The 24,653-nt window shown below is 63.6% G+C and carries 26 protein-coding genes; 13 read left to right on the top strand and 13 right to left on the bottom strand.

Going from position 1 to position 24,653, the window contains the following annotated elements:
* On the bottom strand, positions 1-306 hold a 306-nt coding region (locus ACTHJ1_RS07955), incomplete at its 3' end, for a tripartite tricarboxylate transporter substrate-binding protein (protein WP_440190289.1).
* Between the two features lie 86 nt (positions 307-392).
* Positions 393-1,331 carry a dihydrodipicolinate synthase family protein gene (locus tag ACTHJ1_RS07950; RefSeq protein ID WP_440190277.1) on the bottom strand — a complete coding sequence of 313 codons (939 nt, stop codon included), beginning with the start codon at positions 1,329-1,331 and terminating at the stop codon, positions 393-395.
* Between the two features lie 107 nt (positions 1,332-1,438).
* On the opposite strand from ACTHJ1_RS07950, the gene ACTHJ1_RS07945 reads away from it, so the two are divergent.
* The gene (locus tag ACTHJ1_RS07945) at positions 1,439-2,368 is read left to right on the top strand and encodes a LysR family transcriptional regulator (protein ID WP_440190274.1); all 930 of its coding nucleotides are present in this window, start codon (positions 1,439-1,441) and stop codon (positions 2,366-2,368) included.
* A gap of 10 nt (positions 2,369-2,378) precedes the next feature.
* Here the strand turns inward: ACTHJ1_RS07945 and dcd are convergent, their stop codons facing one another.
* Together dcd and apbC are read right to left on the bottom strand one after the other, a co-directional pair.
* Positions 2,379-2,942, bottom strand: coding sequence for a dCTP deaminase (dcd, locus tag ACTHJ1_RS07940; RefSeq protein WP_440190271.1), 564 nt, complete (start codon positions 2,940-2,942; stop codon positions 2,379-2,381).
* 47 nt (positions 2,943-2,989) lie between these two features.
* Positions 2,990-4,075, bottom strand: a complete 1,086-nt coding sequence (gene apbC / locus ACTHJ1_RS07935) for an iron-sulfur cluster carrier protein ApbC (RefSeq protein WP_440190268.1) — start codon at positions 4,073-4,075, stop codon at positions 2,990-2,992.
* A 76-nt stretch (positions 4,076-4,151) separates the two neighbouring features.
* Between apbC and ACTHJ1_RS07930 the strand changes: the two genes are divergently transcribed.
* Both ACTHJ1_RS07930 and metG read left to right on the top strand, forming a co-directional pair.
* Complete coding sequence (locus ACTHJ1_RS07930; RefSeq protein ID WP_440190265.1) at positions 4,152-4,421, top strand: hypothetical protein; 270 nt, start codon at positions 4,152-4,154, stop codon at positions 4,419-4,421.
* A 313-nt stretch (positions 4,422-4,734) separates the two neighbouring features.
* Positions 4,735-6,822 carry a methionine--tRNA ligase gene (gene metG / locus ACTHJ1_RS07925; RefSeq protein ID WP_440190262.1) on the top strand — a complete coding sequence of 696 codons (2,088 nt, stop codon included), beginning with the start codon at positions 4,735-4,737 and terminating at the stop codon, positions 6,820-6,822.
* A 94-nt stretch (positions 6,823-6,916) separates the two neighbouring features.
* Here metG and ACTHJ1_RS07920 read toward each other — a convergent pair whose 3' ends face one another.
* Complete coding sequence (locus ACTHJ1_RS07920; RefSeq protein ID WP_440190259.1) at positions 6,917-8,215, bottom strand: MFS transporter; 1,299 nt, start codon at positions 8,213-8,215, stop codon at positions 6,917-6,919.
* A 112-nt stretch (positions 8,216-8,327) separates the two neighbouring features.
* Here ACTHJ1_RS07920 and ACTHJ1_RS07915 point away from each other — a divergent pair, with 112 nt between their 5' ends.
* Complete coding sequence (locus ACTHJ1_RS07915; RefSeq protein ID WP_440190256.1) at positions 8,328-9,296, top strand: LysR family transcriptional regulator; 969 nt, start codon at positions 8,328-8,330, stop codon at positions 9,294-9,296.
* On the opposite strand, the gene ACTHJ1_RS07910 is transcribed toward ACTHJ1_RS07915, so the two are convergent.
* Positions 9,217-9,990: a sulfurtransferase gene (locus ACTHJ1_RS07910; RefSeq protein WP_440190253.1), complete on the bottom strand. Its 774-nt coding sequence runs from the start codon at positions 9,988-9,990 to the stop codon at positions 9,217-9,219. The genes ACTHJ1_RS07915 and ACTHJ1_RS07910 overlap by 80 nt on opposite strands.
* A gap of 38 nt (positions 9,991-10,028) precedes the next feature.
* Positions 10,029-10,967: an arginase gene (gene rocF / locus ACTHJ1_RS07905; protein WP_440190250.1), complete on the bottom strand. Its 939-nt coding sequence runs from the start codon at positions 10,965-10,967 to the stop codon at positions 10,029-10,031.
* 141 nt (positions 10,968-11,108) lie between these two features.
* On the opposite strand from rocF, the gene ACTHJ1_RS07900 reads away from it, so the two are divergent.
* From ACTHJ1_RS07900 to ACTHJ1_RS07865, 8 genes are all read left to right on the top strand, one after another.
* The gene (locus tag ACTHJ1_RS07900) at positions 11,109-12,260 is read left to right on the top strand and encodes an ABC transporter substrate-binding protein (RefSeq protein ID WP_440190247.1); all 1,152 of its coding nucleotides are present in this window, start codon (positions 11,109-11,111) and stop codon (positions 12,258-12,260) included.
* A gap of 75 nt (positions 12,261-12,335) precedes the next feature.
* Complete coding sequence (locus ACTHJ1_RS07895) at positions 12,336-13,217, top strand: branched-chain amino acid ABC transporter permease (protein ID WP_440190244.1); 882 nt, start codon at positions 12,336-12,338, stop codon at positions 13,215-13,217.
* 2 nt (positions 13,218-13,219) lie between these two features.
* Positions 13,220-14,116 carry a branched-chain amino acid ABC transporter permease gene (locus tag ACTHJ1_RS07890; RefSeq protein ID WP_440190241.1) on the top strand — a complete coding sequence of 299 codons (897 nt, stop codon included), beginning with the start codon at positions 13,220-13,222 and terminating at the stop codon, positions 14,114-14,116.
* On the top strand, positions 14,109-14,882 hold the full coding sequence (locus ACTHJ1_RS07885) for an ABC transporter ATP-binding protein (protein WP_440190238.1): 774 nt from the start codon (positions 14,109-14,111) through the stop codon (positions 14,880-14,882). Before ACTHJ1_RS07890 ends, ACTHJ1_RS07885 begins: the two co-directional genes overlap by 8 nt.
* Positions 14,879-15,604 carry an ABC transporter ATP-binding protein gene (locus ACTHJ1_RS07880; protein ID WP_440190235.1) on the top strand — a complete coding sequence of 242 codons (726 nt, stop codon included), beginning with the start codon at positions 14,879-14,881 and terminating at the stop codon, positions 15,602-15,604. The genes ACTHJ1_RS07885 and ACTHJ1_RS07880 overlap by 4 nt, the downstream gene beginning before the upstream one ends.
* 202 nt (positions 15,605-15,806) lie before the next feature.
* On the top strand, positions 15,807-16,526 hold the full coding sequence (locus tag ACTHJ1_RS07875) for a gluconate 2-dehydrogenase subunit 3 family protein (protein WP_440190232.1): 720 nt from the start codon (positions 15,807-15,809) through the stop codon (positions 16,524-16,526).
* 3 nt (positions 16,527-16,529) lie between these two features.
* Entirely contained in the window at positions 16,530-18,311 is a 1,782-nt protein-coding gene (locus tag ACTHJ1_RS07870; RefSeq protein ID WP_440190229.1) for a GMC family oxidoreductase, read from the top strand.
* Positions 18,312-18,322: 11 nt separating this feature from the next.
* On the top strand, positions 18,323-19,627 hold the full coding sequence (locus ACTHJ1_RS07865; protein ID WP_440190226.1) for a c-type cytochrome: 1,305 nt from the start codon (positions 18,323-18,325) through the stop codon (positions 19,625-19,627).
* Positions 19,628-19,679: 52 nt separating this feature from the next.
* On the opposite strand, the gene ACTHJ1_RS07860 is transcribed toward ACTHJ1_RS07865, so the two are convergent.
* The 6 genes from ACTHJ1_RS07860 to ACTHJ1_RS07835 form a co-directional block, all read right to left on the bottom strand.
* On the bottom strand, positions 19,680-20,315 hold the full coding sequence (locus tag ACTHJ1_RS07860) for a YdeI/OmpD-associated family protein (RefSeq protein ID WP_440190223.1): 636 nt from the start codon (positions 20,313-20,315) through the stop codon (positions 19,680-19,682).
* Positions 20,296-20,691: a DUF1398 family protein gene (locus tag ACTHJ1_RS07855; protein ID WP_440190220.1), complete on the bottom strand. Its 396-nt coding sequence runs from the start codon at positions 20,689-20,691 to the stop codon at positions 20,296-20,298. The genes ACTHJ1_RS07860 and ACTHJ1_RS07855 overlap by 20 nt, the downstream gene beginning before the upstream one ends.
* 44 nt (positions 20,692-20,735) lie before the next feature.
* The gene (locus ACTHJ1_RS07850) at positions 20,736-21,203 is read right to left on the bottom strand and encodes a MarR family winged helix-turn-helix transcriptional regulator (protein WP_440190217.1); all 468 of its coding nucleotides are present in this window, start codon (positions 21,201-21,203) and stop codon (positions 20,736-20,738) included.
* Between the two features lie 133 nt (positions 21,204-21,336).
* Complete coding sequence (locus ACTHJ1_RS07845) at positions 21,337-21,927, bottom strand: GNAT family N-acetyltransferase (RefSeq protein ID WP_440190214.1); 591 nt, start codon at positions 21,925-21,927, stop codon at positions 21,337-21,339.
* Positions 21,928-21,984: 57 nt separating this feature from the next.
* Positions 21,985-22,686 (bottom strand): manganese efflux pump, encoded by a 702-nt coding sequence (locus ACTHJ1_RS07840; protein WP_440190211.1) that lies wholly within the window; start codon positions 22,684-22,686, stop codon positions 21,985-21,987.
* Between the two features lie 131 nt (positions 22,687-22,817).
* Complete coding sequence (locus tag ACTHJ1_RS07835; RefSeq protein ID WP_440190208.1) at positions 22,818-23,711, bottom strand: LysR substrate-binding domain-containing protein; 894 nt, start codon at positions 23,709-23,711, stop codon at positions 22,818-22,820.
* A gap of 450 nt (positions 23,712-24,161) precedes the next feature.
* Between ACTHJ1_RS07835 and ACTHJ1_RS07830 the strand changes: the two genes are divergently transcribed.
* Positions 24,162-24,575, top strand: coding sequence for a DUF4279 domain-containing protein (locus tag ACTHJ1_RS07830; protein WP_440190205.1), 414 nt, complete (start codon positions 24,162-24,164; stop codon positions 24,573-24,575).
* The last annotated feature ends 78 nt before the right edge of the window (positions 24,576-24,653 follow it).

Genomic DNA, 24,653 nt, shown 5'->3' with positions numbered 1-24,653 from the left:
CTTCATCGTCATGGGCGCCGTGGTGAAGGTCGACGCGTTGAACAGCAGCGTATAGCCGTCCGGTTTCGCCTGGGTCACCATGTCGGCGCCGATGATGCCGTTGCCGCCGGCGCGGTTGTCGACGATGAAACTCTGCCCGGTCTGTTCGCCCAGCTTCTGCGCCAGATCGCGTCCCACCGTATCCAGCGTGCCGCCCGGCGGAAAGGGAATGATGATCCGCACGGGATGATCGGGATACTTGGCCTGGGCGGCAAAACCGGCCAGACCGGCCAGCGCGGCGAATGCAAAGTGCAGCATGCCTTTCATTTTCATGTTGTGTCTCCTCGTTTGATGATGCGCCGTCCTGCAGGACGGCTCTGGCGCGCCGCGGGACGCCGCGCGCCGGATTCCGGTCAACGCTTGAGCAGGCCGGCCTGGGCCACCGCGGCGCGCAGCGCATCGAGCTCGGCCTTGCCCGGCGCCTCGGTGGGCGGACGAACCGCCGGATTGTCGATCACGCCGGCCAGGTACATGCCGGCTTTCATGCGGGCATGGGCTTCGCCGGTCGGTTCGCCGCCGCCGTACACCGCGTCCTTGAGCGGCGTAATGACCGCCTGGATGGCCTGGGCGCGCTTGAGATCGCCGGCCTTGACCGCTTCCCACAGATCGATGATGAGCTGCGGAATGAAGGTGGCGAAGCCCACCAGCGCGCCGTCCACGCCCTGCACCATGGAGGCCAGCAGGTATTCGTCGTGGCAGGTGAGAATGGATTTGGACGCGTCGGCCTCGCGCAGGGCCTGGATGTCGCGGGCATATTTGTTCATGTCGCGCTGGCCACCCTTGAAGGCCTGCACATAGGGCAGCCGGGCCAGATCGGCCAGCAGCTGCGAGGAATACGCGGCGCGCGTCCAGGCCGGATACACGTGGCACACCAGATCCAGATCGGGCGCCGCTTTGTGAATGGCTTCGAAGTACTGCAGGGCATGCCCCGACGTGAAGCCGAAGCGCAGCCAATGATGCGGCGGCATCACGTCCAGCGCCGCCGCGCCCGCTTCGCGCGCGGCGCGGGCATGCTCGGCCGCCTCGACGACGCCTTCGCACACGATGGACGAAATCACCGGCAGGCGGCCGCGCAACTCGTCGGCCACGATGCGGGTGACCTGGGCGCGCTCGGCCGGGGTCAGCGAGAACACCTCGCCGGTATGGCCGTTGGTCATGACGGCCACGACGCCCTCGTGACCGGCCAGCCAGCCTGCGAGTCGGCGCAGGGCCGGTTCATCGATACGATGATCGTCCGTGAAAGGGCAGGAAATTGCGGGGATAATGCCCCGGTAGTTCTGGATGGACGGCATGGATGTCTCCAATGTTGTGCGTGTCGGAATGACGCCATGATTGGGGCGGCCGCGTTTGGCGTCCAATACTCGAATCGCATACAACTATCTCTGCTGCTTCGCACCATATGGGTCCCGGCAACCGTCCGCTCGACATGCAATGGCTGGAAGACTTCTGCGCGCTGGCCGAAACGGGCAGCTTCTCGCGCGCCGCCGAGGTGCGTTCCATCGCTCAGCCGGCTTTCAGCCGCCACATACGCGCCCTGGAAGAATGGGTGGGCGTGGAGCTTTTCGACCGCAGCGCGCACCCCACCGAGCTGACCGCCGCGGGCCGCAAATTCCGGCCGCTGCTGCAGCAGGTTCTGGCCGATCTGGAAGCGGCCCGCATCAAGGCCCGCCTGGCCCACGCGCAGGAGGCCGCCAGCCTGCGCTTTGCAGCCACGCACACCTTGTCGCTGATGTTCTTTCCGCAATGGCTGGTCAATCTGGAATCCGGCGTGGAGGTCGGCGCCATTCAGATGATGTCCGACAGCTTCCAGGCCTGCGAAGACCTCATGGTGCAGCGGCGCGTGCAGTTCCTGCTCTGCCATCGGCAAGCGCAATCGGCCAGCCGCATGGACGAACTGGAATACCCCGTGGCGACGCTGGGCGCAGACATTCTGATACCCGTCAGCGCCGCGGCGCCGGGCGATGCGACCCAACCGGCCCACACGCTCGAAGGCGCGGGCTCGATGCCTCTGCTGGCCTACGACGCGGCATCGGCGCTGGGGCGCATCGTGCAGAACAAGCTTCGGCACAGCCCGGATCTGACGCTGCGCGAAACCTTCGTCGCCCCTCACGCCGTGCTGCTGCGCTCGATGGCGCTGCAGGGCCGCGGCATCGCCTGGCTGCCCGATATGCTGGTGCGCGACGACCTGGCCCAGGGCCGGCTGCTGCGGGCCGGCGGGCCGGCGTGGGACATCGCGGTGGAAATCTGCCTCTACCGCCAGCCCAACGACATGTCGCCGGTGGCCGAACGGCTATGGACCGTGCTGAGCCAGGCGAAGCACGGCCGGTGACAGCGCCGCCTCAGGTGCGCGGCAGCGTGACGCCGCGCTGACCCTGATACTTGCCGCCGCGATCGGCGTACGACGTCTCGCAGATCTCGTCGCTCTCCAGAAACAGGAACTGGGCGCAGCCCTCGCCGGCATAGATCTTGGCCGGCAGCGGCGTGGTGTTGGAGAACTCGAGCGTGACGTGGCCTTCCCATTCGGGTTCGAGCGGCGTCACGTTGACGATGATGCCGCAGCGCGCATACGTGCTCTTGCCCAGGCAGATCGTGAGCACGCTGCGCGGAATGCGAAAGTATTCGATGGTGCGCGCCAGCGCGAACGAGTTGGGCGGAATGATGCAGACGTCGCCCTTGAAATCCACGAACGACTTCTCGTCGAAGGCTTTGGGATCGACGATGGTGGAGTTGATGTTGGTAAAGATCTTGAACTCGTCGGCGCAGCGCACGTCGTAGCCGTAGCTGCTGGTGCCGTAGCTGACGATGCGCTGGCCGTTCACGGCGCGCACCTGGCCGGCCTCGAAGGGCTCGATCATGCCGGCCTGGGCGGCCCGGCGTATCCAACGGTCGCTCTTGATGCTCATGGGTCAGCTCTCTTGCCTTGTGATTGCAGTATGGCCGTGCATTTTAATCAGGCCGGCTTGACCACCACGCCCGGCAGCTTGCCCGCCATGTCGCGCGGCAGGGCGGCCACCAGCGCCGCCAGCTTGCGCGCGATGCCGCGGTAGAGCCCGGCGGCCTCGCCGTCGGGCTGGGCCGAGACAATGGGCGTGCCCGAGTCGGCCTGCTCGCGAATCGACAGGGCCAGCGGCAGGCTGCCCAGCCAGGGCACGCCGAACTGCCCGGCCATGCGCTGGCCGCCCCCTTCGCCGAAGATGTGCTCCACGTGACCGCATTGGGTGCAGATGTGCATGGCCATGTTCTCGACCACGCCCAGCACCGGCACCTCGACCTTCTCGAACATCCTCAAGCCCTTGCGGGCATCGAGCAGCGCGATGTCCTGCGGCGTGGTGACGATGATGGCGCCCACTACCGGCACTTTCTGCGCCAGGGTCAGCGCGATGTCGCCCGTGCCCGGCGGCATATCGATGAGCAGATAGTCCAGGTCGCCCCAGTTGGTCTGGCGCAGCAGCTGCTCCAGCGCCTGGGTGGCCATGGGACCGCGCCAGATCATCGGCGAATCCGCGTCGACCAGCAGACCGATGGAATTGGCCTCGATGCCGTGAGCCCGCAAGGGCTCCATGGTCTTGTTGTCCTTGCTGACAGGCTTGTCGTTCAGGCCCAGCATCAGCGGCACGCTCGGGCCGTAGACGTCGGCATCCAGCACGCCCACCCGCGCGCCGTCGGCCGCCAGGGCCAGGGCCAGGTTGACGGCCGTGGTGCTCTTGCCCACCCCGCCCTTGCCCGAAGCCACTGCGATGATGTTGCGCACCGTGGTCAGCGGCTTGAGCGTGCCCTGCACCGCATGCGCGCCGACTTTCCACTCCACCGTGACCCGCGCTTCGGGTGCGCCGGCCGCAGCCAGCGCCCGGCGCGCGATCTCGGCCACCTCGGCCTGGGCGTAAGCGGCCGGGTAGCCCAGCTCGATGCGCACGGCCAGACCGCCAGGTCCAGCCTGGATGTCACGATCTTTTACAGAAACCGCCAGCGGCAACTGACTGAAAGGGTCTTGCACGGCACGCAGGGCGGCGCGAACTTGCTCTATCGTTATACTCATTTCATCCGGATCGGCATTGCGCGGGCTTCAAACCGTTGGGCCCGCCGCTCGTCCCGCAAGAATAGCGGATATCACCATGAACGACTTTCTCCCCCGCCTGCTGCGCAACGTCTGCTTCGCCGTCATCGCCCTTGTCGGCGCGGCCATGGCGATCGTCTTCATGGTCTCGACGGCCATCGCAATCGGCTTGCTCTACATCGTGGCCAAGCTGCGCGGCAAGCCTTTCGGCGCGCGCGCCTACTGGCAGCAGCGGCGCGGCCCGATGCATCCGTTCACCGCGCCCGGCCAGCCGTACGCCAAAGCCGCCACCGACGTCATCGACGTCCAGGCGCGCGAAATTCACTGAATTTTCTAGGCTTTAAGACATCGGTTCTTAAGGCGCCGAGGCTGCCCTGCGCAATTCCGATGCTCGCCGCTTCCGCGGCTGTGCTTCGGATTCCTCCGGGATCCTCGGCTTGCAGCAACTTCATGCAGCGGTTTTGGCGGCCTCGCGCACCTTGAAACCCTGAGCCGGCGATAGGGCGGAGGGAGTCCGAAGCGCAGCCCACCGGGCGAGCATCGGAACTCCCGCAGTCCTGTCGCCGGCGGCTCAAGAACCCAAATCCCCCAAAGCCTCTAAAATCAGAGGCTTATTTTCTTTCCCAGAACAAGCCCAAGTCATGACGTCCCGCACGCTATTCGTCACCACCGCCCTCCCGTACGCCAACGGCTCCTTCCACATCGGCCACATCATGCAATACATCCAGGCCGACATCTGGGTGCGGGCCATGCGCATGGCCGGGCACACGGTGCACTTCGTGGGCGCCGACGACGCGCACGGCGCGCCCATCATGCTCAAGGCCGAGAAAGAAGGCATCACGCCGCAGCAGCTGGTGGCCCGCTATGCGGCCGAACGCCCGCAGTATCTCAACGGCTTTCACGTCAAGTTCGATCATTGGCATTCCACCGACACGCCCGAAAACGTCACGCTGTCGCAGGACATCTATCGCGCGCTCAAGGCCCAGGATCTGATCGCCACGCGCGACATCGAACAGTTCTACGACCCGGTCAAGGGCATGTTCCTGGCCGACCGCTACATCAAGGGCGAATGCCCCAAGTGCCACGCCAAAGACCAATACGGCGACTCCTGCGAAGTCTGCGGCGCGGCCTACGCCCCCACCGACCTCATCAACCCGTACTCGTCGCTGACCGGCGCCACGCCGGTGCTCAAATCGTCCGAGCACTTCTTCTTCAAGCTGTCCGACCCGCGCTGCGTCGAGTTCCTGCGCGAATGGACGGCCGGCAGCAACGCGCAGGGCACGCCGCATCTGCAGTCCGAAATGCTGGGCAAGACGCGTGAATGGGTGGGCGCCGACGGTGGCGAATCGACCCTGGGCGACTGGGACATCTCGCGCGAGGCGCCCTACTTCGGCATCGAGATTCCCGACGCGCCGGGCAAGTACTTCTATGTCTGGCTGGACGCTCCCGTGGGCTACCTGGCCTCGCTCAAGGCCTATTGCGCGATCAAGGGCATGGACTTCGACGCCCTGCTCGACCCGGACGGCACGACCGAGCAGGTGCACTTCATCGGCAAAGACATCATCTACTTCCACGCGCTGTTCTGGCCTGCCATGCTCAAGTTCGCCGGACGCAAGACGCCCGATGCGGTCAATGTGCACGGCTTCATCACCGTCAGCGGCGAGAAGATGTCCAAGAGCCGCGGCACCGGCATCTCGCCGCTGCGCTACCTGGAAATCGGCATGAACGCCGAATGGCTGCGCTACTACCTGGCCGCCAAGCTCAACGCCCGCGTCGAAGACCTGGACTTCAACCCCGAAGACTTCATCGCCCGCGTCAACAGCGACCTGGTCGGCAAATACATCAATATCGCCAGCCGCGCGGCCAACTTCATCACCAAGTATTTCGACGGAGCGCTGGCCTATCAGGGCGACACCGCCGCGCTGTCGGCCGAGTACGCCGCCGCCGCCGAGGCCGCCCGCGCTGCCTTCGAGGCGCGCGAATACAACCGCGCCATCCGCGAGATCATGGCCATCGCCGACCGCATCAACCAGGCCTTCGACGCCGCCCAGCCCTGGGTGCTCGCCAAGGACTATGCCAACGCCGATGCGGCGCGCAAGGCGCAGCTGCAGGACGTCTGCTCGCGCGCTCTGGCCGGCTTCAAGGCCCTGTCGGTGATGCTGGCTCCGGTGCTGCCCGAGCTGTCGCGCCGCGTGGCGCACGAGCTCTTGGGCAACGCGGCCGATTTCGTCTGGGCCGACGCCGGCAAACTGCCGCAACGCGTCGCCCCCTTCAAGCACCTGATGCAGCGGGTAGAGCCCAAGATGCTCGACGACCTGTTCGAACCTCCGGCCGATGCCGCGGCGGCCGAAGCGCCTGCGACGGTGCCCGGCGGCGAACCGCTGGCCGAAACCATCTCCATCGACGACTTCGCCAAGGTCGATCTGCGCATCGCCAAAATCGTCAATTGCGAACACGTCGAAGGCTCGACCAAGCTGCTGCGCCTGACCCTGGACGTGGGCGAAGGCCGCCACCGCAATGTATTCTCGGGCATCAAGTCGGCCTACCAACCCGAAGACCTGATCGGCAAGCTCACCGTCATGGTCGCCAACCTGGCCCCGCGCAAGATGAAGTTCGGCGTGTCCGAAGGCATGGTGCTGGCCGCCAGCCATGCCGATGAAGCCGCCAACCCCGGCATCTACGTGCTCGAACCCTTCCCGGGCGCCGAACCGGGCATGCGGGTGCGCTGAGCACCGGACCAGGCACCGCCAAGAAAAAGGCACTCTCGCTGAACTGCACCCCAAAAGCTGGACGAAAGAAGTCCAATCTTTGGGGTGTTTTTCATCAAACCTTTGCGGGCTGCAATGCAGGCAGCCGGCTGAGCACCCACGCGATTGCGATGCCGACGGCAACCAGCAGCCCCGTCATCGCCGCCACCCCGAACCAGCCGTCCCAAGTCCAGAACAGACCGCCCAGCGAACCCACCACGCTGGACCCCATGTAGTAGGTGAACAAGTACAAGGACGAGGCCTGCGCCTTGCCCATCCTGGCCCGCGCACCCACCCAGGCGCTGACCATGGAGTGCGCGCCGAAAAAGCCCACCGTCAGCACCGCGATGCCGGCCACGATCAGCCACAGCGAGCCGCCGCAGGTCAGCAGTATTCCAAGCAGCATCAGGCCGAACGCGAACGGCAGCAGCCGCTGGCGGCCAAAGCGCGTGGACAGCGATCCCATCAAGGCCGAGTTGGCGATGCCCAGCAGATAGACCACGAAGATCAGGCCGATTTCCGTCTGGTTCAGGGAGAACGGCGGCGCCACCAGCCGGAAGCCCACGTAGTTGTAGATCGTCACGAAGCCGCCCGTCACAATGAGCCCTTCGGCAAACAGCCAGGGCAGCACGCCGTCGCGCAGGTGCGTGGCGTAGGTCCTGGACAGCGTCTTCAGGCTCAGGGGGCTGCGCACGAAATTGCGCGAATCGGGCAGGCAGCGCCAGAAGATCGCGCCGCAGGCGATGCCCACCAGGCCCATCACCGTCAGCGCCGTGCGCCAGCCCCAGAAATCGGTCATCACCCCCACCAGCAGCCGGCCCGACATGCCGCCCAGCCCCGAACCGCCCACGTACAGGCCCATCGCGAGGCCCAGGGTGCGCGGGTGCATTTCCTCCCCCACATAGGCCATCGCCACGGCCGGCAGTCCGCTCATGGCCACCCCCATCAGCGCCCGCGCGGCCAGAAAAGCTCCCCAGCTATGCAATTGCGCGCTCGCCAGGGCCAGCAGGGCCGAAAGCAGCAGCGACGCGGCCATCATCGGCTTGCGGCCCCAGGCCTCCGAAATCGGTCCGGCCACCAGCAGCGACACCGCCAGCAGCCCCGTCGTCAGCGACAGCGACAGGCTGGCCTGGGTCGCGCTGATGTGAAAGTCTTGCGAAAAAAGCGGTAGCAGCGGCTGCACGCAATACAGCAGCGCGAACGTCGCCAGGCCCGCCGCGAACAAGGCGATATTGGCGAGCACGAACTGCGCCGTGCCGTGCTCGATCTTGCGGCCCGGCTCCGCGCCGGGCGAACGGCCGCCGGCGGTGGCGCCGACCGCCCCGTCGGCAAGGGAAGCGGGCGCCAGGGGCGCCTGGGCATATTGCGCAGCCATGAAATTCAACCTTCTCGTACGTCAACTCTTGGGCTTGGAGCTTGCATCATCGCCAAGATGCCCATCTTGCGTCCAATATCGTTTTATTCATGATTGATACATAATCGGTATCATGGATCTGCGCCGCATCCGCTACTTCACCGTCCTGGCCGACACGCTGCACTTCGGCCGCGCCGCGCTGCGACTGAACATGGCCCAGCCGCCGCTGAGCCACCAGATCCGCGTGCTGGAAGAAGAACTCGGCGCCCGGTTGTTCGAACGCAACAACCGCCGGGTCGAACTGACGCCGGCAGGCCAGGCCCTGCTGCCCGAGGCCCTGGCCCTGCTCGCCCAGGCAGAGCGCGTCGGCGCCATCGCCGCCCGCGTGCAGCGCGGCGAGCTGGGCGAGCTGCGCATCGGCCTGGTCAACTCCGCGGCCCTCACCCCGCTCGTTACCCGCCTGATCCACACCTACCGCCAACGCTGGCCCGGCGTGCATTTGCGCATCGAAGAGCTGACCACGCACGATCAACTCGCCGCAATGATCGACCGCCGCCTGGACCTGGCCCTGGTGCGCGGCGCCACCGCGCCCGATCTGCCGCCTACGCTGCGCACCGTGCGCCTGCTGGAAGACGCGCTCGTCGTCGCCCTGCCGCCGCAGCATCGCCTGGCCGGCGCCACGGGCCCCCTATCGGCCCGCGACCTGGCCGACGACGGCTTCGTGATGTATCCCCAGGAAAGCGGCACGGGCGTCTACGACCAGATCATGGCGCTATGCCGCCGCGCGGGCTTCGTGCCGCGCGTCACGCAGGAAGCGCGCGCGGTGTCGACCATCGTGGGCCTGGTGGCCGCGGGGCTGGGGGTCGCGCTGGTGCCGCAGGCCCTGCGCAGCATCGAGGTCAACGGCGTGGCCTACCGGCCGCTGCGCGAGAAAGAAGCCAAGTCGGCCATGTGGCTGGTGTTTCGCGCAGGCGAAACCTCCGCGCAAGAGCAGGGGTTTCGCGATCTGGCAGAAGCTGCCGTCAGCCTGCAGGATCGCGCTCGGGCGCCAGCGCCGGATCCAGCGAAACCCGTTCGTCGAAAACGAAGCAGCGCCCCGTAAACCCCGCGCCGCCGGTCTGCTCGAAGTACTTCAGAATGCCGCCCTCGAGCTGGTAGACGTGCGGCACGCCCGCCTCGGCCATGTAGATGGCCGCCTTCTCGCACCGGATGCCTCCGGTGCAAAAGCTCACCACCGTCTTGTCCTGCAGCTCGTGCAGATGTTCGCGCACCGCGGAGGGAAACTGCGTGAAGCGCGCGATGCGCCAATCGACCGCGCCCTCGAAGGTGCCCACGTCCACCTCGAAGGCATTGCGCGTGTCCAGCATCAGCAGCTCGCGGCCCGCGTCGTCGTGCCCCTGCGCCAGCCAGCGCGCCAGCGTCGGGCCGTCCACGCCGGGCGCGCGGCCCGCCTCGGGGCGTATCGTCGGATGATCCATGCGGATGATCTCGCGCTTGATCTTCACCAGCATCCTGGCGAAAGGCACCGCGTCCGATACGCTGAACTTGACCTGCAGGTCGGCAAAGCGCGCATCGCCGCGCAGCCATTGCAGAAAGCCCTCGATGGCCTCGCCCGAACCGGCCAGAAACAGATTGATGCCCTCGGGCGCCAGCAGCACCGTGCCCTTCAGGCCCAGCGCGAGCGTGCGCTCGCGCATCGCCTCGCGCAAGACAGGCAGGTCATCGAGCGTGACGAATTTATAGGCCGCGATATTGACCGCGCGGCCGCCGGAAGCAGCGGAAATGGCAGGACTCATACCCCGATTTTAATCGGGGCGGGCGCCCCGCCGGCGCGTCAGGACCTGCGCTCGCGGATCAGCGTGGACTTGCCGAAGAGGCTTTCCACCAGCTCCACGGCCACCTCGGCCGTGCGGTTGCGCAGGTCCAGGGCCGGATTGAGTTCGACGATGTCCAGCGAACGCACCAGCCCGGTATCGGCGATCATTTCCATGCACAGCTGGGCCTCCCGATAGGTCGGCCCGCCCGGCACGGTGGTGCCCACGCCCGGCGCGATCTCCGGGTCGAGGAAGTCCACGTCGAAGCTCACGTGCAGATGGGTGTCGTCGTCCAACCCCGCCAGGGCCGCTTCCATCACCGTGCGCATCCCGGCCTCGTCCAGATGGCGCATGTCGTAGACCTCGAGCCGCGTGGCGCGCACCCGCTGGCGCTCGCCCTCGTCGACGCTGCGTATGCCGATCTGCCGCACCCAAGACGATTCGATCGCCGGGACGCGGCCGCTCATGCCGATCAGCTCCGCCGGGCCGTCGCCGCACAGGCAGGCCATGGGCATGCCGTGGATGTTGCCGGTCGGCGTGATCGAGCTGGTATTGAAATCGGCATGCGCGTCGAGCCACAGCACGCGCAGCTTGCGGCCGGCCTCGGCGCAGTAGCGGGCCACCGCGCTGATCGACCCGATGCCCAGGCTATGGTCGCCGCCCAGCAGCACCGGCAGTTCGCCGGCCTGCAGAACGTCGTACACGGCATCGTGCGTCAACTGGTTCCAGGCCACCACCTCCTGCAGATGCCGATAGCCGTCCTCGGGCGGCAGCCAGGGGTTGCCCGGGCCGTGCAGATTGCCCATGTCCCGCACCGCCAGGCCTCGGCGCGCGAGCATCTGGGCGACGCCCGCCACCCTGAGCGCCTCGGGCCCCATGGACGATCCGCGGGAACCGGCCCCGACGTCGGTGGGCGCGCCGATCAGCACGGCAGTCAATTCGGATGAAGAAATACTCACTGGTCAACCCTGTGTATTGATTCGCAACAATAGGTGTACTATCACAAACCCCGGCAGCCTGGTCAACCCACCACGATGTTGCCTCCGTGCCTTCGGCCGGTATACCTAATCCGAGACAAACCCATTCAAGGATACGCCCCCATGAAATTCGTGTTCAAACTTGCGCCTGTCGCCGCCGCGCTGATCGCCGTCTCCGCCCATGCCGCCGACATCAAGATCGGCGTGACCGAAGCCCTCACGGGCGGCGCCGCCCAGTACGGCAACAACATCCGCAACGGCTTCGTGCTGGCCGCCGACGAGATCAATGCCGCGGGTGGCATCAACGGCAACAAGATCAAGCTGATCGTCGAAGACGAACAGACCAAGAAAGAAGAAGCAATCAACGCCTTCAAGAAACTGATCTTCCAAGACAAGGTCCTGATGGTCTTCGGCCCCACGCTGTCGAACAGCGCCCTGTCGGCCCAGTCCCTGGCCCAGGCCGCCAAGGTCGTGGCGTTCGGCACCTCGAACACGGTCGACGGCATCACCGATCCGGGCGACTACATCTTCCGCGACTCGGTCACCGAATCCGCGGTCATCCCGGTCACGGTCAAGACCGCCAAGGCCAAGCTCGGCCTGAAGAAGGTCGCCGTGATGTACGCCAACAACGACGCCTTCTCCAAGGGCGGCTACGACATCTTCAAGAAGGCCCTGGCCGACGACAACATCGCCACCACCGACACCGAGACCTTCTCGACCGGCGACGTCGATTTCAAGGCCCAGCTGACCAAGATCAAGAGCACCAACCCCGACGCCATCGTGCTGTCGGCGCTGATCGCCGAAGGCGGCCCCATCGTCGCGCAGGCCCGCCAGCTGGGCATCAACGTGCCCTTCATCGGCGGCAACGGCATGAACTCGCCCAAGCTCTTCGCCCTGGCCCCCGGCGCCGCGTCGGACAATCTCTGGGTGGGCAGCCCCTGGTCGCTCAGCAACGATTCGCCCGAGAACACCAAGTTCATCGCCGCGTACAAGGCCAAGTTCAACGCCAACCCGGACCAGTTCTCCGCGCAGGCCTATGACGGCATGTATATCGCCGCCGCCGCCATGAAGAAAATGCATTTCACGGGCAACCTCGCCAAGGACCGCGCCGACTTGCGCAACGCCCTGGCCACCGTGCAGTGGACGGGCGCCACCGGTCCCTTCAAGTTCGTCCAGGCCAAGAACAGCAAGACGGGCAAGCCGGCCGGCTACGACGCCGACCAGACCCCGATCATCAGCGTCACCAGGGGCGGCCAGTACACCATCGTGAAGTAAACGCGGCGCCAGCCAAGCCGCATAAGGGCGACCCCGTGTCGCCCTTATGCGTTTATGTCTTCAGGATCGACCGTCATGCTTGAACAACAATTCGTCAACGCCTTGTCCCTGGGCTGCGTGTATGCGCTGTTCGCGCTGGGCTTCACGCTGGTCTTCGGCGTGCTGGGCGTCATCAACCTGGGGCACGGCGCGATCTTCATGGTGGGCGCCTATGCCGCCCTCGCGCTCATCACGCACCTGCATCTGCCGCTGTGGCTGGCCATCGTCGCGGCCATGATCGTCTCGGGCCTGTTCGGCGCCGTCATCGACGTGCTCGTGCTCAAGCCGCTGCGCAAGCGCAATGCCCCTCACCTCATTCCCATGATCGCCACCATCGGCATCGCGATCATCCTGAGCAACACCATCCAGGCGGTGTTCGGCGCGGACAACCGACGCTTTCCGGTCAGCACCATCCCCCAGCACGACCTGGTGATCGCAGGCGTGCACGTGGCTGCGATCGACATCGGCATCGTGGTGCTGTCCTTCGTGCTCATGGCCGTGCTGATGTACATCATGCGGCGCACGCAGTTCGGCCGCGCGCTGCGCGCCATCGCCGAATCGCCCAAGGCCGCCTGGCTGCTGGGCATCAACGTCGAGCGGACCTTCCTCGTCACGTCCACGGCCGCGTCCGCGCTGGGCGGGCTGGCGGGCGTGATGATCGGCCTGTCCTCCAACGCCGTCTTCCCGCTGATGGGCGGGACCATGCTGCAAAAGGGTATCGCCGTGATCATTCTGGGCGGCATGGGCGACATTCTGGGCGCCATGCTGGCAGGCCTGTTCCTGGGCTTTACCGAAGTGCTGTCGGTGGCGTACATCGGCTCGACCATGCGCGACGCCGTGGCCTTCGGCCTGCTGTTCCTCATTCTGCTGATCCGCCCCCAAGGCCTGTTCGGCAAAGTGGTCCAACGCAAGGCATGACTATGGATCTCCAAAACTTCTGGGATGTCTACAGCAATCTGGTGCTCACTCTGGGCACCAACATATTGCTGGCATTCTCCATCTGGCTCACGCTGGACTGCGGCATGCTGGCCGTGGCCAATGCGGCGTTCCTGGGCATCGGCGCCTACACCTCGTCGCTGCTCACCATGAACGCAGGCACCCCGTTTTATATATCGCTGGCCGGGGGGATGGCCCTGCCCGCGCTGATCGCGGTCATCATCGGCCTGCCGCTCATTCGCCTGTCGGGCGTCTATCTGGCGATCGCCACGCTGGCCTTCGGCGAAGTGGTGCGGGTGTTCATCCTGAACACCGAACCGCTCACCGGCGGCGCAATGGGCTTGAACGGCATCCCGCAGCTCACCCAAGGTTGGCATGTGCTGCTGTCCGTCCTGGTGGTGCTGTTCATTCTGTGGCGCGTGCGCGCCTCCAAGGTGGGACGCGCCTTCGACGCCATCCGCGGCGACGAGACGGCAGCCGGCCTGATGGGCATCAATGTGCGCGCCACCAAGATGCTGGCCTTCGTGGCGGGCGCAGCCATCGCCGGCCTGGCCGGCGGCCTGAACGCCCACCTGAACTTCTTCATCGGCCCCACCGAATACGGCTTCGACCGCGGCGTGGAAATCCTCACCATGGCCATCCTGGGCGGCATCGGCGGCCTGACCGGCCCCATCCTGGGCGCGCTGATCATCAGCCTGCTGCCCCAGGCGCTGGGCGCGCTGGGCGACTACAAGCTCATCGTCAACGGCCTCATCCTGGTGCTGATCGTGCTGTTCCTGCCGCAAGGCATCTGGGATCCCGCCCGCTTCAAACGCTGGCTGAAGAAAAGCCCCCACGCCGCGCCCTCCGGGCTTGCCAACCAGGACGACGATCATGCTTGAGATCTCCTCCATCTCCAAGAGCTTCGGCGGCTTGCATGTGCTGCGCGACGTCAACATCAAGGTGCCGCAGGGCGCAATCTACGGCCTGATCGGCCCCAACGGCGCCGGCAAGACCACGGTCTTCAATCTCATCACCGGCCTGCTGGACCCGACCTCCGGCGGCATCGCCTTCGACGGCCGGGACATCCTGCGCAAGAAGCCGCACGAGATCACCCGGCTGGGCATCGCGCGCACCTTCCAGAACATCCGTCTGTTCAAGGAAATGACCCTGCTGCAGAACGTGGTGGTAGGCGCCTACCGGCACATGCACTACGGCTTTGCCAGCCTGCTGCTGGGCCTGCCCAAGTACCGCGAGCACGAGGCCCGCGCCCGCGAGCGCGCCCTCGAACTGCTGTCGTGGATGAAGCTGGATCACAAGGCGCACGACCTGGCCGACAATCTCTCTTACGGCGAGCAGCGCCGCCTGGAGCTGGCCCGGGCGCTGGCCACCGAGCCGCGTCTGCTGCTGCTGGACGAGCCCGTGGCCGGCATGAACACCGGCGAGCGCGCCGGGCTCATGACCGAGATCGAAGCCATCCGCGACCGCGGCTACACCATTCTCATGATCGAGCACGACATGCAGTTCGTGATGGGCCTGTGCGAACGCATCGCCGTGCTCAACTTCGGCAAGATCATCGCCGAAGGCGGTCCCGAAGACATCCGCAACAACGAACAGGTGATCGAGGCCTATCTGGGCCGCGACGACGACGAGGAGGCCGCGGCATGAACGACGGCAGCAGCCAGGCCATGCTGCAGGTGCACGGCCTGGAGATCAACTACGGCCACATCGAGGCCGTGCGCGGCATCGACTTCACCCTGAACGCCGGCGAGATCACCGCCCTGGTCGGCGCCAACGGCGCCGGCAAGTCCACCACCCTGCTATCGCTCTCGGGCCTGGTGCCCAAGAAGCGGGGCAAAGTGCTGTTCGAAGGCGAAGACATCACGCAGCTCAAGCCGCACCAGATCGTCGCGCGCGGCATCGTGCAGGTGCCCGAAGGCCGGGCCATCCTCACCACCATGACGATTCTGGAGAACCTGGAACTGGGCGCCTACCGCCGGGGCCTGAAGTCCGCGGCGAGCGAACTCGACTACGTGCTGCATCTGTTCCCGCGCTTGAAAGAGCGCCTCTCGGGCCTGGCCGGCAATCTTTCGGGCGGCGAACAGCAGATGCTGGCCATCGGCCGCGCGCTCATGGCCAAGCCGCGCCTGCTGTTCCTGGACGAACCGTCCATGGGCCTGGCGCCCATCGTGGTGCAGGAGATCTTCCGCGCGCTGCGCGCCATCAACGGCACCGGCCTCACGCTGTTCCTGGTGGAACAGAACGTGCGCCAGGCGCTCAAGATCGCGCAGCACGGCTATGTGCTGGAAAACGGCGCCATGGCCCTGTCTGGCACCGGCGGCGAGCTGCTGGGGCACCCTCGCGTGCTGCAGGCCTATCTGGGCGGCTGAAGACCCCGCGGCTCGCGACACGGCCCCCTTCATGGGGGCCGTTTGCATTCGGGCGCCGCGACAAAAATTAACAAATTAACTTCCGCCTCAAACAGCGATTTGTAGGCTTTTTCCTCCAAGATACGGGGACGCGACCCTCTGTCATATCGGTCTGGGATCCTCGCGGCCGATGACAGGGCTCCCGTTTCCCGGAGACATTCGCATGACCGATAGCCAAGATTCCACGCCGCGCCGGCGCTTCCTGCAAACGCTGGCGATCGCGCCGGCCTCCACACTCGCCGCCGGCGCCGCGCTCAAGACCTCCCAGGCCGAAACCCTCACGAACGCGCCGCCCGCCGGCGCCGCCTACACGCCGACCTACTTCGACCAGGCCGAGTGGGCCTTCATCCAGGCCGCCGTCGATCACCTAATCCCCGCGGACGATCTCGGACCAGGCGCCCTGGCGGCCGGCGTGCCCGAGTTCATCGACCGGCAGATGGAGACGCCCTACGGCCACGGCAAGCTCTGGTACATGCAGGGACCCTTCCATCCCGGCGTCGATCCCACTTACGGCTGGCAGATCAGCCTGGTGCCGCGCGAGGTCTACCGCCACGGCATCGCCGACTGCAATGCCTACTGCCGGGCGCAATACGACAAGCTCTTCGTCGAGCTGGACAAAGCCGCGCAGGAAACCGTGCTCAAAGACATGGAGGCCGGCAAGCCCCAGTTCGCCAACGTGCCGTGCAAGACCTTCTTCGGTCAGCTGCTGGGCAACACCAAAGAAGGCTTTCTGTCCGACCCGCAGTACGGCGGCAACAAGCACATGGTGGGCTGGAAGATGCTGGGCTTTACCGGCGCACGCGGCGACTTCGTGGGCTGGCCCGAGAAAGGCAACGTGAAGTACCCGTACGGTCCCGTTTCCATTTCCGGCGAAAAGGCATAAATCATGGCGGTCATCAAAAAAGACAAAGTCGACGTGGTGCTGGTCGGCTTCGGCTGGACGGGCGCCATCCTGGGCCAGGAACTCACCAACGACGGCCTGAAGGTGGTGGCGCTCGAGCGCGGCGGCATGCGCGACACCCCCACCGACGCCGAATACCCCAAGGTACTCGACGAGCTGGCGTACTCCGTGCGCGGCAAGCTCTTTCAGGATCTGTCCAAAGAAACCGTCACCGTCCGCCACAGCGTGCAGGAAACAGCGGTGCCCTACCGCCAGCACGGCTCTTTTCTGCTGGGCAACGGCGTAGGCGGCGCGGGCTTTCACTGGAACGGCATGCACTACCGCAACCTGCCCGAGGAGCTGGAGCTCTACACCCGCACGGTGGAGCGCTACGGCAAGAAGTTCATCCCCAAAGACATGATGCTGCAAGACCACGGCGTCACCTACAAAGAGCTGGAGCCGCACTACGACTTCTTCGAAAAAGTCTGCGGCACCTCGGGCAAGGCCGGGAACATCGACGGCAAGGTCGTGCCCGGCGGCAACCCGCTGGAAGGCGCGCGCTCCGATGAATTTCCGCTGCCGCCGCTGCAGCAGACCTATGCGCAGGAGCTGTTCGAAAACGCATCCAAAGAAGCGGGCTTTCATCCCTACCCCGCGCCGGCCGACAACGCATCGAAGCCCTACACCAACCCCTACGGCGTGCGCCTGGGCCCGTGCAACTATTGCGGCTACTGCGAGAACTACGGCTGCTTCATGTATTCCAAGGCGTCGCCGCAGACGACCATCCTGCCGGTGCTGCTGAAAAAGCCCAATTTCGAGCTGCGCACCCATGCATACGTCACCCGCGTCAGCCTCGACAAGTCCGGCAAGATGGCCACCGGCGTCGTCTATATCGACGCGCAGGGCAACGAAGTCGAGCAGCCCGCCGATCTGGTCATTCTCACCGCGTTTCAACTGCACAACACGCGGCTGATGCTGCTCTCGGGCATCGGCCAACCTTACGATCCGGTCTCCGGCGAAGGCGTGGTGGGCAAGAACCTGGCCTACCAGATGAACGGCGGCGTGCGCGTCATCATGCCCAAGGGCAATTACTTCAACCCCTTCGAAGGCACGGGCGCCGGCGTCTGGGCCTTCGACGACATGAACGCCGACCAGTTCGACCATGCGCCCTACGGCTTCATCGGCGGCGCGGTGATCCGCCAGTCCACCACGGGCGGGCGGCCCATCAAGCAGGCCGCCCCCATGCCCGGCTCGCCCAGCTGGGGCTCGGGCTGGAAGGCCGGCATGGTCGACGCCTACCAGCGCACCTTCGGCTTTGCCATGTCGGGCTCGGTCATGGCCTACCGCGATGCCTATATTTCGTTGGACCCCACCTACAAAGACTCGCACGGCCTGCCGCTGGCGCGCATGACCTTCGACTGGCACGACAACGAGTTCAAGATGCTGGCGCACATGGGCCAGGCGGCCGAGAAAGTGGCGCAGGCGATGAAACCCGAGAAGTACTATATGGGCGTGCGCAAGCCCGGCTCGCACTGGGACACGCGCCTCTACCAGAGCACGCACCTGACCGGCGGCACCATCATGGGCGCCGACCCCAAGACCAGCGTACTCAATCGCTATCTGCAAAGCTGGGACGTGCCCAATCTTTTCGTCATGGGCGCCAGCACCTTCCCGTACAACATGGGCTACAACCCCACCGGCCTGCTCGGCGCGCTGGCGTACTGGTCGGTCAAGGCCATACGCGAGCAGTACCTGAAAAACCCGGGCCGCCCGCTGGTTCAGGCCTGAGGAGACACATCATGAAAAAACACGCTCTCCTCGCCGCCGTCTTTCTGCTGACCGCCAACGCCGCGTGGGCGGCCGGCCCCTCGACCGATACGCAGCGCATCCAGCGCGGCGAATACCTGTCGCGCGCGGGCGATTGCATCGCCTGCCACACTGTTCAAGGCGGCAAGCCCTATGCCGGCGGCCTGGGCATCGCCTCGCCGCTGGGCACCATCTATTCGACCAACATCACGCCGGACAAGAAGACCGGTATCGGCAACTACACGCTGCAGGACTTCGACCGCGCCCTGCGCCAGGGCATCGCCAAGGACGGCCACACGCTGTACCCGGCCATGCCCTACACATCCTACGCCCGCGTGTCGCCCGACGACGTGAAGGCGCTCTACGCCTACTTCATGCATGGCGTGGCGCCGGTCGACCAGCCCAACAAGGCCAACGGCATCACCTGGCCCTTGTCCATGCGCTGGCCCCTGGGCGTGTGGCGCAAGATGTTCGCGCCCACACCGGTGGACACGCCCGCGCCCGCGCCGGCGGATTCGGGCGATGCCGCGATGCTGCGCGGCAAATACCTGGTCGAAGGGCTGGGCCACTGCAGCGCCTGCCACACGCCACGCGGCGTGGCCCTGCAAGAGAAGGCGACCAGCGCCGCAGACGGCGCAGACTTTCTGTCGGGCGGCGTGGTCGACGGCTGGCTGGCGGGTAATCTGCGCGGCGATACGACCGACGGCCTGGGAACGTGGTCCAAGGCCGATCTGGTGGCGTTTCTCAAGAGCGGACGCAATGCGCACAGCGCCGCGTTCGGCGGCATGTCCGACGTGGTGGAACAAAGCACGCAGTACCTGAGCGACAGCGATCTGAACGCCATGGCCGCGTACCTCAAGAGCCTGCCGCCCAAGAACGCCTCTGCGACCCAGCCCGTGGCCTACGACGACACGGTCGGCAAGGAACTGCTCGGCGGCCACGCCGCCAGCATTCCCGGCGCCATGGACTTCCTGAACAACTGCGCAGCTTGCCACCGCGCAACGGGCAAGGGCTACGCCGAGGTCTTCCCTACCCTCGCGCAGAACCCGGCGGTCAACGCCGCCGATCCGCAGTCGCTGATCCACATCATTCTGGTGGGAGCCCAGGTACCCAGCACGAGCGCGGCGCCCACGAGCTATGCCATGCCGGCTTTCGATTGGCGCCTGACGGATAAAGAAGTGGCCGATATTGCAACTTTTGTGCGCAGCAGCTGGGGCAATAATGCGCCGGCCGTTACGGCGGATCAGGTTGCCAAGGTGCGCAAAGAGGTAGGGGCCGCCGCCGCGCCTTCGCGCTGAGTCGTCGAGCGCATGAAAACGGCGGAGGGTCGTTATGAACCCGCCGCCGTTTTTATTTCTCCAGGCCCAGCCCTTTCAATATTCTCGGCACATGCTTCTGCACCCGTGCCGCGCGAGTGGCCGATTGTTTGGCCCCGGCGAAATGCAGCAAATAGCCTTTTTGCCTGCCGGGCGTGAGCGCATGGAATGCTTCGGCCAGCGCGGGGTTCTCGTCCAGACACCGCTGAAACTCCTCGGGCATGTCGAACTGCGCTGCGCTTTTCATGGCGACCTTCATGCCGGATCTCTCGACGGCAATGGCCTCATCGATATACGCCGCGATCACCGCTTTCTGTTTTTCGATATCGGCCAGAGAGGTAAATCTGATCTGTCTGGCGGCCTGCACATTCTTGGTTTGCTGTATGAGAATGCCTTGGGAATCTTTCAGCAAAGCGCCTTTCATGAAAAGAAGCGCGCAGTAATTCTTGAAGCCATGAATCAACACCACGTTGCCGCCATTCAGGTCATAGCAGGCCTGGCCCCACTTCAGATCTTCATTGAGCCCCGAGGCAAGGCAGATCTGCCGAAGAACGGCGTATTCGGCATGCCAGCGCTTTTCTTCGCCATGAACTTTGCTTACGAGCGAATTCATGCCGTTTGAAACGCCCGCCAAGTGCATCGCAGGGTCGTCAGTCGGGGAAGTGTTCAATGTGTGTCTCGCCCTTGCGTCCGAAGTAGGAAACATGCCGTCCGGCTATCCAGACCGTGTACCCGATGCACCCGGCCTGCATCGTCATATGCTTGAACTCGGGGTACATCACGTCACCCCGCTGCGCTCCACGAATGGCCGCCTTTACGGCAATGGCGTCGAATGCCTGCGCAATATCGGTATCAGGCATCTCGGCGGTCAGTGTAAGGCTGACGCCATCGGGCAAATAGTATGTAAGACGCTTGGCCCTGTAGTCGGCGACGTACGATTCCACGCCGGCTCGATTCATCAGCTCGATGACTTGCCCGAAGTGCAGGCGGCCTTCGCTTGAGCCCGTTGCCGCGTCAGTAATGAGCGTTCGAGTGCTCGGGTGCATATGCCTCTCCAAATGCGATTGCGTTGATGATCGGGTGGATTCCCTTACGCGACGGGAATTTCCTTGAATTGATGATGCCCCACCAGGTTCTTGAGGGTCTTCATCAAGGCGTTTCGTTCTTCTCGGCCCAGATGGCCGAAGAAATGTTCGTCGTTGCCATCGGCAAGCGCGGCAAGCTTCGGCACGAGCGCCATGCCTCGCGGCGTCAGCATAAGCATCTGCTCGCGCGAGCTTCCGTCGGCGCGTCGACGCGTTGCGAGCTTCTTCTCTTCAAGGCGACTGATCACTTTCGAGGCCGCGCCCTTGGTCATGCCCAACGAGTCGATGAGCTCGGCATGCGTAGTCTCGCGCTTATCGAAGAGCGTGCGCAGCGCGACCCACTCGGTAACGCTCGTGCCCTGGTCCTCGAGCATTTTTTGGAAGCGTGACGATACTTGATTGGAAACATAGCGGAGCCAGAAGCCCAGGTGGGAATCGAGCGAACTGGCTTTGCTTGCTCTGGAGGATGTCATGAATATTGGTTTCCGTGGAAACTTTACGCTAATTTAGTTTCCCTGGAAACCAATGTCAACTCCGGAATGTCACTGCCGTGATCCGGCAGACGACCCGCGCCCGAATGACGCCGCCGCAACAGGCCACTCAACCTCAAACGCTGGATGCTGCGGACTGTACTAGCCATCGGCTCCGCGTAAGCCGGTACAGAACCTGGCGGCGCAGTGGATTTCCTTCGGGGACCCGCGGATGGTCGAAATCGCCGTTCAGGTCGCGCAGCATTCCGAGCTTCTCCATGACCCGCATGGATTTCTCATTGGCTAAGCCCGCGTTGGACACGATCTCGGGCAACTGAAGCGACTCGAAGCCAAAGCGGATTGCGGCTGCGGCAGCTTCGGGGGCGTAGCCCAGGCCCCAGAATGGCCGCGCAATACGCCAGCCGACTTCCACCGCCGGCGTGAAATGCGCTTCATACGTGACAGGGAGCAAGCCGACTGCGCCGATAAACGCACCATCTTGCTTAGCCTCGACCGCCCAGAAGCACATGCCGTGCCTTTGCTGGTTTTCGATTTGGCGGTCAATCCATGTGTGATATGCGTCATGTGGGGTAAGCGGCAGCAGATGCTCCATGACGCCCTTGTCAGTCGACATGTCTGCGAAAGGCTGCCTGTCCGCATTTTTCCATGGTCGCAAGATTAGGCGCTCTGACTCGATTGGGATGGGATTGGACTCGGAATCGTTCATAGCGAAGATCTTACTCGTGACTTTGCATGCCTCGTGTTCGCATGGATAGCGTCTTCCTCAAAATAAGATCTCATCCAAGCCGACGATGATCAGGAGAACCCCAGCGAGTACGCTGGCGTATCTTCCCACCCAGCGTACGCCCAATTTACCCAAGTAGATGCCGAGCCAGATCGTGACGATGCTGGCGACAAAAACTACTGCAGTCATCGCGAAGATATTCAGGCCCAATATCCCGGCGCCGACGCCGTTGGGAATATTATTAATGGTCAAGCCGAGGGCTAACGCTAGGGCCTCTTTTACGTCTATAGGATTGTCGAGAACCTGAGCGATATGGCGAAACCTGTATCTGGATGGTTCGGTTTCGACGATCAGTTCTGCTTCCCGAGGTTTCATGACGCGGTGCATGCACTTATCTTGGAAGACTACCCAGAGCCCCGCCACGATAATGATGCCTCCACCTATCAAGCCGTCCATCCCTTTACTCATGAAAAGGTAGACACTTTGCCCGAGGAAGATAGACAGAAAGGTACCCGTGGCAGAGACTACCGCAATCAAGAAATTGGACGAGAAGGGTATGTTGATCATCCTGACGCCGTAAGAGGCGCCCACGCCGATATTGTCGAGATTGCTCGATGCTGCAATCAATAGAATGGGCAGGATTGAAGCATATGGGACGGCTTGGTTCATGTCGGTGGCGGTTTTGAAAACCTGCATCGAGTGGGGTCGATGGGCATTGTAGAAGTTCAACCAATCGAGCATGGCCCAAGTGCGTTAAACAAAAGTCGGACTGCTTAAGCGATTCAAAATGCTAGTCGAGACACCATTTGAACGCCGGTTAAGCCTTTGAAGGCAGCCGCTCTCGTGACAGCATACTGACTGACCGAGTTGGGTCAGACAGCGCCTTTTCCAACCTTGGACTGTTTAGGCTGGGTTTCCCTTAGCAAATTTACCAAGGCGCTCACCTTGGGCTGCAGAGCGTCTTTGCGCCAGATCAGCAATGTCTGAACGCTACCGAATTCGCCTTTGAGTTTGTGCACCGACAGTCTGGCTCGCTCGGTATAGGTATCAAGGACCGCAGCGGGAATAAGTGCAACTCCCATGCCAGCAACGCAGCAACCTAGAATGGCGTGATAAGAGCCGACCTCGACGATTCGCTGAGGGGCTACATTGTCGCGTGCACACCATGCTTCCAATCGTTGACGATGCGGACAGTCTGGCTCGAAGGCCAGTAGCGTACCGGTGCGCAAATCGCGAGCCGATCGGATCGGTGGATGATCTGGGGGGGCAATAATTACCAGGTCCTCGACATAGGCGAACATGGCCTCCAGTCGTTTATCGGAAATCGGCTCGGCGACCAGAGCGGCGTCCAGTTCACCCGCAAGGAGACGCGCAGTCAAAGGCCGAGGGGCGCCCGTTCGTAATTCCACCGACAGATCGGGATAGCGCTCATGCATCTGTCCGAGTAGTGATGGAAGTCGGATGGCCGCAGTGCTTTCCATTGCTCCCAGGTTAAGTACACCACGCGGGATTTGGTCGTGCATTGCTCCACGTGCCTCTTCGGCAAGTGACAACAGGCGAGTCGCGTAGTCGAGCAGAACCTTGCCTTGGGGCGATAGTTGAAAGCGCTTGCCCTCGCGTATGAACAGCGACGCGTCGAGATCGCTTTCCAGTTGCTGAATTCGAGTGGTGATATTCGACGGCACTCTGTGCAGCAATGCTGCAGCACGAGTGATGCCTCCGGTACGGGCAACAGCTTGAAAGACACGTAGATCGGTCAAGTCCATTTTCTTAAAATAAGAAAATAATGTTCATAGTTATTCATTTTACATGAACAATTATCGGGCTTAGAGTTCGCGCTGCGAGCTGCAATGTCGCACGCTCGATCTTGCGAGGGAATTGAAAATGATCGTGACTGTCTTCAGGTCCAGATTGAATCCTGATGCCCAGGATGAGTACATGGGTCGCGTACTGCAGCGACGCGAACGATTTTATGATGCGAAGCGACATACCCCGATGCTCTGAATGTCCGTTATCGGCCGAGGCGTAGGACCGCTCCGGGGCGGACATCGGCGACGAGCTTCGAGTCGGTCTCATCGGTCGGAGAGCGGCCAGGAACAGACGGTCGACGAAGCCAGTTGAATCGCTCACAATGCCCCATCTCATGCCGTTCAATTCACCGCACAATGCCTTGACGGACGAGACTCTACGGCGGTGCAGTCCAAAAGAGGGATTCGATGGGTGATCTTCTAAAAACAATGGCATCGCTCCAAGTTATTGGAGACGATCTCGACCCAGACGAAATTACGCGCCTGCTCTGTTGTGCTCCAACAGCTTATCAATCTAAGGGTGACGAGCGGGTTGGTCAGAAAAGCGGGCGTACATACATCGCCGAATTTGGCAGCTGGTCGTTGAGAGCTCCGGAACAGCAACCGGGCAACCTTAACGCACAGATCAGCTGGCTTATGACGGCGGTAACTGATGATCTTGACGCTTGGCAATCAATCGCCGCTCGTTACAGGACCAGGCTATTTTGCGGTCTCTTTATGAATCAGTGGAACGATGGTCAATCGATCTCCGCTGCATTGCTGTTAGCGTTGGGGGCACGGCGCATCGAGTTGGATCTCGATATTTACGGGACCACTGATTGACGAGCAGAAATATTCGAACTTAGCAACAAACGATGTTTGTAGATAAAGCTAATGTCGTTTCCGGGTCGGACTGCGGCC

Origin of the sequence: Bordetella sp. (assembly GCF_051960075.1) — a bacterium.
In the GTDB taxonomy this organism is placed as follows: Bacteria; Pseudomonadota; Gammaproteobacteria; order Burkholderiales; family Burkholderiaceae_B; genus Bordetella.
Note: the sequence above shows the minus strand (reverse complement) of the source record. Positions and strands in the feature narration are given on the sequence as shown.